The sequence below is a fragment of the uncultured Lamprocystis sp. genome (genome assembly GCF_903933125.1).
GTDB lineage: Bacteria > Pseudomonadota > Gammaproteobacteria > Chromatiales > Chromatiaceae > Thiodictyon.
The window spans coordinates 46,235-55,693 of record NZ_CAIZIZ010000307.1 but is presented as its reverse complement, the minus strand read 5'-3'; the positions used below and the strand labels follow the sequence as shown (position 1 = coordinate 55,693).

Sequence of the window (9,459 nt, the reverse complement as noted above, 5' to 3'; positions counted from 1 at the left end):
CTACGGTAGGAGCGGCCCGCGGCCGCGACGAGTGTCGGCTTGGATCTGGCCGGATTGATGATCAAGGCCCGCCGTACGCCCTGAACTCACGCCGCCCGGCGCAATGTCTGCAATGGCGGCCGGATCAGCAGCGGCCAGGTGGCCAGGGTGCCGGCCAGACCGATCAGCAGCCCGGAACCCAGCACACCGGTGACCCACAGCAGCGGGTTGAAGCTGAATTGCAGCCCGAACAACTGCTCCGCCAGCAGCCAGCCGGTGACTTCGGCGAAGATGGACGCGAGAAACCCGGCCAGGAGCCCGGCGGCCGTGAACTCCACCGCGAGACTGCCGAGCAGGGCGTTGCGGCCGGCGCCCAGGGTGCGCAGGATGCCGTGCTCGGCGCGGCGCTCGGCCAGACTCGCCTGGATGCCGGCAAACATGACCAGCACCCCGGCGGCCAGGGTGAACAGGAACACGTACTCCACCGCCAGGACCCCGCGGTCGACCACCGCGCGGACCTGGGTCAGCAGGGCATCCACGTCCAGCAGGGTGACGCTGGGGAAACGTTGGATCAGCGCGGGGATCACCGCCTCCCGGTCCGCGGACAGGTGGAAACTGGTGATGTAGGTGGCCGGTTCGACCCCGAGCAAGGCGGGCGGGGAGACCACGAAGAAGTTGACGTTGAAGCTGTCCCAGCGGACTTCGCGCAGACTGGTCACCGGGGCGCTGACCTCGTGACCGGACACGAAGAAGGTCAGCCGGTCGCCAAGTTGAATCCCCAGCGTCTCGGCCAGTCCCTGCTCCAGCGAGAACTGGGGCGCGGTCTCCCCCGCCGCCCACCACTGGCCCGCGACCAGACGGTTATCCGTCCGGCCCGCCAAGGCGGGCGCATCGCTGAAACTCAGGTTGAACTCGCGGGCAACCAGGCTTTCGGCACGCGGGTTGGGGTAATCGGACGGGTTCACCGGACGCTCGCCGATGCGGATCAGCCGCCCCCGAATCATCGGGTAAAGTTCCGCCTGGGCAATGCCCTGCTCCGCCAGGAAGGCGCGCAACGGCTCGACCTCCTGGGGTTGAATATTGATCAGGAACTGATTGGGCGCGCCCTCGGGCAGGCCCTGCCGCCAGGTTTCGAGCAGGTCCACCCGCACCACCGCGAGCAGGAGCAGCGCCAGGATGCCCAACCCGAATCCGGCGATCTGCAGCACCGCAAAGGTCGGCCGCCGGGTGAGCGCCGCGAGCCCGAGCCGCCAGACCCCGCGGGTCCGACCCGCCAGACCGCTCGCCGCCTTCACCAGACCCAAAACGGCCAGGATCAGCGTGACCAGGGTCAGCGCCACCCCGGCCAGGAGCTGACCGGCCAGGACCGCGTCACCCGCCTGCCAGAACACCAATAGCGCCAGCGCCAGCAAGGCCCCCAGCACCGCCGCCGCGGCCGATGCGCGCGGGGTGCCCAGATCGCGCCGCAACGCGCGCAACGGTGATACCCTGGTAAGTTGCAGCAAGGGCGGCACGGCGAACCCCAGCAAGGCGATCAGACCGGTGAGCACGCCCACCACCACCGGCGTCAGCGAGGCCGCCGGCAGATCCGTCCCGAACCAGTCGGCCAGGGCCGCGACCAACCCAAGCTGCCCGACCCAGCCGACCAGCGACCCCAGCAGGCTGGCGACCAGCCCGAACAGGACCAGCCGCAGCAGGAAAACCCGCAGCAGCAGATGCTGCGGCGCGCCCAGACAGCGCATGATCGCCACCGCATCGATCTGGCGCTCCACCAGACGGCGGCTGGCGAGCGCGATGGCGCTGCCCGCCACCAGCAGGGTAACCAGGGTGGCGAGGTGCAGAAAGCGCGAGGCACGATCCAATGCGGATTCGAACTCGGGCCGGGCGGTGCGCCCGTCGACCAGCGTGAGATTGGCCGGCAAACGGGGCTTGAGCCAAGCGGAAAAAGCGGCGACCGCATCGACCTCACCGGCCAACAACAGGCGGTGCCGCACCCGGCTGGCCTCGCTCACCAGCCCGGTCGCCGACAGATCGGCGTCGTTCATCAGCACCCGGGGGGCCAGATTGACGAGGTTGCCGCCCCGGTCCGGCTCGTAACTCAGGATGGCGCCGATCCGCAACCGGGTCTCTCCCAGCCCGACCGGATCAGCGATCCGGGCCTCCAGCAGCCGCAGCAGACGGGCCTCCACCCAGACCTCACCGGCCGGCGGCCCCTGTTCGACGGTGCGTTCCGGATCGGTGACGCCGTCACGCAGGCGCAGCCGGCCGCGCAGCGGATAAGCCGCGTCCACCACCTTGACCTGCACCAACTGGGCACCGGCGGCGCCCATCACCACGCTCGGGAACTCCAGGGTGCGGGCACTTTCCAACCCCAGGCTGACCGCCTGGTTGAGGTACGCGTCCGGCGGCCGGGATGACCCGTCGACGGCCAGATCCGCGGCGAGTAACTCGCCGCCCTGACGGACCATGGCGGACTCGATGCGGTCGGTGAAGAACCCGACGGCGGTCACGGCGGCCACGGTCAGGATCAGCGCGGCGGCCAGCAGATAGAGTTCGCCGCTGCGCCAATCCCGACGGAGCAGACGCAGGCTGATGCGCCAGGTGGGGAACCTCAGGAGCGCTCCCATTGTCATGCGATACGCTCCAAGGCACCATCGCGCATCCGCAGCCGGCGGTCGCAGCGCTCGGCCAGCGCCGGGTCATGGGTGACCAGTACCAGCGCCGCGCCGGCCTCGGCGCGCAGGTCCAGCAGCAGGTCGATGATGTGTTCGCCGGTCGCCTGGTCCAGGTTGCCGGTCGGTTCGTCCGCGAACAAGACGACCGGGCGTGGGGCATAGGCGCGGGCGATGGCCACCCGCTGCTGTTCCCCACCCGAGAGCTGGCGCGGGTAGTGGCCGGCGCGCGGGGCGAGCCCGACGCGCGTGAGGGCCTCGTCGGCACGCGTCTCGGCGTCGCGGGTGCCGGTCAGTTCCAACGGCAGCAGGACGTTCTCGCGGGCGGTGAGCGTGGGCAGCAGTTGGAAACTCTGGAACACGAAACCGACGCGCCCGGCCCGCAAGGCTGCGCGCCCGTCTTCGGTCAGCCCGTCGAGCCGCTGGCCGCACAGCCAGACGTCGCCCGCGGTGGCGCCGTCGAGTCCGGCCAATAGCCCAAGCAGCGTGGACTTGCCGGAGCCGGAGGCTCCCAGGATGGCCACCGCCTCGCCGGCCTGGATCTGAAGATCGAGACCTTTCAGGATGGTCAGATCCCCGCTGGGACCGTTAACATGCTTGCCTAAACCTTGGGCCTGGACTACGACCTCGACCGGAATGCCTGTCATGATGCGCCTATTGCTTACTGCTGTGCTTACGAGTGTGCTGGCGATTGCCGGTACGGGCCGCGCGAGCGATGCAACGACCATGACGCCGGGCGGACCACCGACGATCCTGGTGCTGGGAGACAGTCTGAGCGCCGCCTACGGCTTCGCCCAGGCTGACGGTTGGGTGGCGCTGCTGCAGGAGCGGCTGCGCGGACGCGGCCTCAACTACGCCGTCGTCAACGCCGGGATCTCGGGTGACACCACCGCCGGTGGACTGACCCGCCTGCCGGCGCTCCTGGCGCGTCACCGCCCGGCGCTGCTGCTCATCGAACTCGGCGCGAATGACGGGCTGCGCGGCCTGAAGACCGAGGTCCTGCGGGAGAATCTGACCCGCATGGTGCAACTCGGTCAAGCGGCCGGCAGTCAGGTTCTGCTCATCGGCATCCGTCTGCCGCCCAACTACGGTGCGGCTTACGAGCGGGCCTTTCAAGCCGTGTTCCAGGAAGTGGCTGCCGCGCACGGAGTACCCTTGGTCCCTTTCCTGCTGGAGGGAGTCGCTGAGGATCGAGGGCTGATGCAGGCCGACGACATCCATCCGACGGCCGCGGCCCAACCGCGTATCCTGGAGAATGTCTGGCCCGTACTGGCCCCGCTGCTGGGTGCGGGCTAGCCGAAAGACAATTGAACGAGTCAGAAATACACTAAACACTCGTTGTCGTTTGGGTTTAACTTAATTCTTGACTCGTTACAAGGCGATTTCTGTCGCCTAATCACGACACCCCCGGAGTCTTCCATGCATCGCATCACCATCGTCGGCTCGGGTTTCGGCGCCCTGACCGCTGTGAATACACTCCGTGAGTCGGGCCTGAGTGCCGACCTCACGGTGGTCAGCCCCAAGGCCGAGTTCGTCTACCTGCCCGCCCTGATCTGGGTCCCCAGCGGTCTGCGCACCGGCGATGACCTGCGGATCAACCTCAAGCAATTCTTCAAGCGCACGGGGGTGACTCACCTTGCCGCCGAGGCGACCGGGCTGACCGATGGGGGCCGTACCTTGCAGACCAGCGCCGGGCCGGTCGCCAACGAGGGCCTGATCATCGCCAGCGGCGGGCGCTTCATCAAAAAGCTGCCGGGGATCGAGCATGCCATCACCCCCTGCGAGGGCATCGCCTCCGCAGAGCGCATCCGCGACCGGGTGCGCGCCATGGAGGGCGGCACCATTGCCATGGGCTTCGCCGGCAACCCCAACGAGCCCAGTTCCATGCGCGGCGGACCCGTCTTCGAGTTCCTCTTCGGCATGGACCAGCAATTGCGCAAAGAAGGCCGGCGCGAGCGCTTCAAGCTCGTCTTCTTTACCCCGGCGCCGAATCCCGGCAACCGACTGGGGCCCAAGGCGGTCGGCAGTCTGCTCAAGGAAATGGCCAGGCTCGGGATCGAGACCCATCTCGGCCACAAGCTCAAGGGCTTCACCGACCGAACGGTGACGACCGAGGGCGGCACCTTCGACGCCGACCTGATCATTTTCATGCCGGGCATGACCGGCAACACCTGGTTCGACAACACCGACCTGCCGCGCTCCCCCGGCGGCCTGCTCCAGGCCGATGCCCAGTGCCGCGTGCCGGGGTTCGAGCGCGTCTATGTGGCGGGTGACGCGGGCAGCTTCCCCGGTCCGGATTGGATGCCCAAGCAAGCGCACATGGCGGACTTGCAGGCGCGCGCCGCCGCGCGCAACCTGGCTGCCGAATGCATGGGACGAGAGCCGCGGGAGACCTATAAGGTCGAGTTGTTGTGTATCGTCGACACCAATGACCGCGGCATGCTGGTTGCCCGCAACGAGAAATACAATTTCGTCTTGCCCTCCATGCGCCTTTTCCACTGGATGAAGCGCTTCTTCGAGTGGTGGTATCTGCGGCAGTATCGGTAACCTGACCGGAGGACACCGTGTTCACCGACCCGCTCCGTGCCGCCATCGACGGCCGCCACCCCCTGATCTATGTCCACTCGGCCGAAGAAGCGCGCGTGACTGAACGGGTGCGCCGGCTGGCCGTCGACCTCGATCCCGCCATCGCACTCTATAGCTGGACCTGCACCCGCGGACTCGAGATCCAAACCAGCGGCACCCGACCGGCGCCCTCCGCTGATCCGACCGCGCGGGCGCCCGACACCCGCGACCCGGTGCTGGCCATCCAGACGGCCGCCGCGACGGCGGGGCGCGGCTTCTTTCTGTTCAAGGATCTCACCCCCTTCCTGGAACGACCGGAGGTGGCGCGCGCCCTGCGTGACGCGCACGCGACCCTGATGGGCCGACCGGGCAGCGCACTCCTGATGGTCGCGTCCGAGGTCAGCATCCCACCGTCGCTGCGACCCAACGTACTGCTGGTTGAACTGCCGCTGCCGGACACGCAGGAGATCGGGGATCAGGTGCAGACCGTGTGGAGCGGCTACACGACCAAACCCTTACCGGAGGATGCCCGCGACGCCCTGACTCTCGCACTGCGGGGACTAACCCTGGATGAGGTCCAGCACGTCATGTACCGCATCCTGGCCGGTCGGCACCTCAACCGCGATGCCATGCTGGCCGAGATCGGGGCGGCCAAGAAGGCGGCGGCGAGCGGTGCCGGCTTTCTCGACTATGTCCCGGATCTGGTGGACTTGAAGCAGATCGGCGGTCTGGCCGCCCTCAAGGACTGGATCGAACGGCGCACCCCGCTGTTCAACCAACGCACGGTGGACAGCGGCCTGCCGGTGCCCAAGGGGCTCCTGTTCATGGGCATCAGCGGATGCGGCAAGAGCCTGTGTGCCAAGCTGGTGGCCCATGCCTGGCGCGTCCCCCTGTTCCGGCTGGACATGAACCTGATCTATGCCGACCTCTACGGCAACCCCCAGGCGACCTTCCATAAGGCACTGCGGACCATCGAGTCGGTCGCCCCGGCAGTGCTGTGGATCGACGAGATCGAGAACGGCCTCGGCGGCGGCGCCGGACAGGCCGACGCCGCCTCCCACATCCTCTCCGCCTTCCTGACCTGGATGCAGGAAAAACCCCCGCTGGTCTTCGTCGCCGCCACCGCCAACCGCATCGAGGCGCTGCCGGCCGAAATGATCCGCAAAGGCCGCTTCGATGAGGTCTTCTTCTTCGACCTGCCCAACGACGAGGAGCGTGCCGCCATCCTCTCCGTGCACATCCGTCACAACCACGGCGACCCGGCCGCCTTCGACCTGGAACGGCTGGTGCGCGACAGCCGTGAGTGGACCGCCGCCGAAATCGAGCAAGCGGTGATCGCCGGGCGCATCGACGCGGAACGCGACCAGCGCCCCTTCACCACCGAGCACATCCTGACCCGCGCGCGCACCCTGGTGCCGCTGTCGAAAAGCATGAACGAACAGATCCGCTTCATCCGCGACTGGGCCTGGGACCGGGCGACACCCGCCTCCAGCGCGCAGAAAGTGCGGTTCGATTGAAGAATGCTTATGACTCGTAGGAGCGGGCCATGCCCGCGACGAGCCGCCCCTAAATCGCGCCCATGGGGTAATCCCAAATTCGCGCCCATGGGGTAATCCTAATTCGCGCCCATGGGGCGCTCCTACGGAGGCTGCCATGCAGGCAAGACCTGGGCATGCCGCTTTGCGCAAAGGGCGGGTTTCGATTGAGGGACAAATCTATCTTGTTACTTGGTTCGGCGCGTCGGAGATTATCCGTTCTGGAACGCGATCTGGTTACCCTAGCGGTAGGAGCGGGCCATGCCCGCGACAGAAGATCGCTAGGCGTCCGAAAAGTGTGTAAATCGGGTAGATCGCGGGCATGGCCCGCTCCTACTCAGGCGCGGAATGTGGTAAGACAACCCATCGAAACACCATGACACAGCAAAATAACAAAACTGGGCGCAATGTGCTCCCAAAAGAAGGACCTACGACACGCGCCTCGTGTGGGTGGTGCGCCTAACCGGTCGGCGCCCGGTGGATGTTCGTACCCAAAGTCGGCCGATGCAGACCCCGACCGCCCCACTGCGCCGCCAACCGGCTTGCCCGGGGTCTTGAGCGCGGCTAAGATCGCAGCCATATCCGGTCTCCGGTCGTTAAATTTCCTATCCGTATCACTAGATAATCGCAGCGATGCAGCCATCCCCAGGTGATCAACGCCCGTCCATCCGCGGGATCGACAGTGCTGCACTCTTGGAGCGCGTCGGCGAAGACCGGACCAGCTTCTGGGAGGTCCTCAGAGAATTCAACGACTTCTATGCTGAGACCCCGGTGCAGATCCATGGCGTGATCCACACCTGTCGCTTCAACGAGGCCAAAACCCTGATCACACAGCACCTCGATGGCTGACGACAGACCCACGGTCCTGCTGGTTGAGGACAGTACGACCAACGTCGCCATACTCCTGGGACTACTCCAGGACTATAAGGTCACGGTCGCCCTGGACGGCGAGACCGCCCTGGAGATGCTTGCGCGGGAAATCCCCGATGTGATCCTCCTGGACATCGAACTGCCGGGGATGGACGGCTTCGCGGTCTGCCGCCACATCAAGAACCGCAGCGACCTCTGCGGCATCCCGGTCCTGTTCATCACCGCGCGCACCGATGAGGCCAGCATCATCCAGGCCTTCGACGTCGGCGGCAGCGACTACGTGACCAAGCCCTTTCACAGCAAGGAACTGCTGGCGCGGGTGCGCATCCAGGTGGAATACCGGCGCGCCACGGCGGTCACCGATGCCCTCACGGGTCTCGCCAACCGCCGCGCCTTTTTCACCGATGGTCTGCGCCTGTTCACCGAGGCACGCGCGCAGGCCCTGCCCTTGGCAGCCATGATGCTCGACATCGATCACCTCAAGCAGATCAATGACCTGTACGGTCGCACCCGCAGCGATGAGGTTCTGAAAGTGGTGGCGACCAGCCTGCGCAACCACACCGGACACCGCGACCTGTGCGCCCGGCTGGGCGGGGGGGAGTTCGCCCTTTTGGTCGCTACGTCCGCGCTGTCTCAGGCCGCGGCCCAGGCCGAGCACCTGCGCCAACACCTGGAGGGGTTGGTGATCAAGACCCCGTACGGCTCTCCCCTGTCAGTCACGGCGAGCATCGGCGTCGCCACCCTGACACCCGACTGTGCCAGCCTCGACGCACTCCTCGCTCGAGCCGACGACTGCCTCTACGCCGCCAAGCGGAAAGGGGGCAACCGGGTCTGTACGGATACCCGGGAACGCCGGTACCGGAGCAACGTCAATTGATCCGAGCCGCGCCGGCTTGATGCGGCTGCCGCCAGGGATATATGCCAGCACCCAAGCTCGCCGAAGTCGCTTTTGAGGAATTTCTGAAGGAACTGCCGGCCGACTATGCCGAGCAAGCACGGGAGTTCAAGGCGTTTACGCGCAGTCGCAAAGTCAGGACACCAGCGGACCTGCTGCAGTTGTTGTACTGCGGTTTGGACCAAGCGCTGCGTACCACCGCCGGAACGTTCACGTTGTGGCAGGAACGGCTCACAGATACCGCGATCCACCAGCGTCTGATAGCGTGCGCTCCGTGGCTGAAGGCGTTATTGCACAGCATGTTGCCGGCAGCGGTGACGGCCTTGACATCCTTTCGACTGTTGGTGGTGGACGGGTCGTCGCTACAAGGACCGGGTGCGAAGGGCACGGATTACCGGGTGCACTTGGTCTTGGACTTGACCAATCTGACCCTGCATGTGGTGCAAGTGACCGGGGTCGAGGGCGCGGAAAGCCTGGCGCGTTACCCCTGGCAGGCCGGCGACATCGTGCTGGCCGATCGGGGCGACAATCAGCCGCAGGTGATCCTCGAACTGAGCGCCCGTCAGGTGTGGGTGGTCGTGCGCCTGATGCCGACGGCCATGCCGTTATACCGGCGTGAGATGGGCGAGGAGCAACGCGATCCCGCCGCGGCGCGGCTGGACCTCGCCGCGCACCTGCGCGCGGCGACGGGTGATACGGTCACGGTACCCGTATGGCTGCGCGGCCAGCAGACGAGTGGACCGGGCTGGCTACACGCCGTGCGCTTGCCGCCGCGGCGCGTGAGCGCTGCCGGAAGGTCGCCAAGCGCAGCGGCCCTCTTTCTGACTGGCTGGATATGCCTTGAGATGATGACGGAACGCCCACGCCGACGCCGCTTACAAACGCTTACGGCCACCGTCATCGCGCTCCTGAGTACGCCAGGAAATCAACTGGTTACTTAAGT

8 protein-coding genes are annotated in these 9,459 nt (G+C 66.5%); 6 read left to right on the top strand and 2 right to left on the bottom strand.

Translation table 11 applies throughout. The features are described 5' to 3' along the window. Nucleotides 1-86 precede the first annotated feature (86 nt). Nucleotides 87-2,612, bottom strand: coding sequence for an FtsX-like permease family protein (locus QZY03_RS15425; protein ID WP_295582534.1), 2,526 nt, complete (start codon nucleotides 2,610-2,612; stop codon nucleotides 87-89). Further along, the gene (locus QZY03_RS15420; protein ID WP_295582532.1) at nucleotides 2,609-3,298 is read right to left on the bottom strand and encodes an ABC transporter ATP-binding protein; all 690 of its coding nucleotides are present in this window, start codon (nucleotides 3,296-3,298) and stop codon (nucleotides 2,609-2,611) included. Before QZY03_RS15420 ends, QZY03_RS15425 begins: the two co-directional genes overlap by 4 nt. On the opposite strand from QZY03_RS15420, the gene QZY03_RS15415 reads away from it, so the two are divergent. The 6 genes from QZY03_RS15415 (at nucleotide 3,297) to QZY03_RS15390 (ending at nucleotide 9,457) form a co-directional block, all read left to right on the top strand. Next, nucleotides 3,297-3,947: an arylesterase gene (locus QZY03_RS15415; RefSeq protein ID WP_295582530.1), complete on the top strand. Its 651-nt coding sequence runs from the start codon at nucleotides 3,297-3,299 to the stop codon at nucleotides 3,945-3,947. The genes QZY03_RS15420 and QZY03_RS15415 overlap by 2 nt on opposite strands. Before the next feature lie 123 nt (nucleotides 3,948-4,070). Continuing rightward, nucleotides 4,071-5,198: an FAD-dependent oxidoreductase gene (locus tag QZY03_RS15410; RefSeq protein ID WP_295582528.1), complete on the top strand. Its 1,128-nt coding sequence runs from the start codon at nucleotides 4,071-4,073 to the stop codon at nucleotides 5,196-5,198. A gap of 17 nt (nucleotides 5,199-5,215) precedes the next feature. Continuing rightward, nucleotides 5,216-6,733 (top strand): AAA family ATPase, encoded by a 1,518-nt coding sequence (locus QZY03_RS15405; RefSeq protein ID WP_295582525.1) that lies wholly within the window; start codon nucleotides 5,216-5,218, stop codon nucleotides 6,731-6,733. A 651-nt stretch (nucleotides 6,734-7,384) separates the two neighbouring features. Further along, on the top strand, nucleotides 7,385-7,600 hold the full coding sequence (locus QZY03_RS15400) for a hypothetical protein (protein WP_295582524.1): 216 nt from the start codon (nucleotides 7,385-7,387) through the stop codon (nucleotides 7,598-7,600). Then, entirely contained in the window at nucleotides 7,593-8,498 is a 906-nt protein-coding gene (locus QZY03_RS15395) for a diguanylate cyclase (RefSeq protein ID WP_295582522.1), read from the top strand. The genes QZY03_RS15400 and QZY03_RS15395 overlap by 8 nt, the downstream gene beginning before the upstream one ends. A 41-nt stretch (nucleotides 8,499-8,539) precedes the next feature. Continuing rightward, nucleotides 8,540-9,457, top strand: a complete 918-nt coding sequence (locus QZY03_RS15390) for a hypothetical protein (protein ID WP_295582520.1) — start codon at nucleotides 8,540-8,542, stop codon at nucleotides 9,455-9,457. Nucleotides 9,458-9,459 lie beyond the last annotated feature (2 nt).

Bases quoted from the DNA above. Each gene is read 5' to 3' on its own strand.
- QZY03_RS15390 (WP_295582520.1), top strand. From the start codon at position 8,540: ATGCCAGCACCCAAGCTCGCCGAAGTCGCTTTTGAGGAATTTCTGAAG.
- QZY03_RS15400 (WP_295582524.1), top strand. From the start codon at position 7,385: ATGCAGCCATCCCCAGGTGATCAACGCCCGTCCATCCGCGGGATCGAC.
- QZY03_RS15425 (WP_295582534.1), bottom strand. From the start codon at position 2,612: ATGACAATGGGAGCGCTCCTGAGGTTCCCCACCTGGCGCATCAGCCTG.
- QZY03_RS15415 (WP_295582530.1), top strand. From the start codon at position 3,297: ATGATGCGCCTATTGCTTACTGCTGTGCTTACGAGTGTGCTGGCGATT.
- QZY03_RS15410 (WP_295582528.1), top strand. From the start codon at position 4,071: ATGCATCGCATCACCATCGTCGGCTCGGGTTTCGGCGCCCTGACCGCT.
- QZY03_RS15420 (WP_295582532.1), bottom strand. From the start codon at position 3,298: ATGACAGGCATTCCGGTCGAGGTCGTAGTCCAGGCCCAAGGTTTAGGC.
- QZY03_RS15395 (WP_295582522.1), top strand. From the start codon at position 7,593: ATGGCTGACGACAGACCCACGGTCCTGCTGGTTGAGGACAGTACGACC.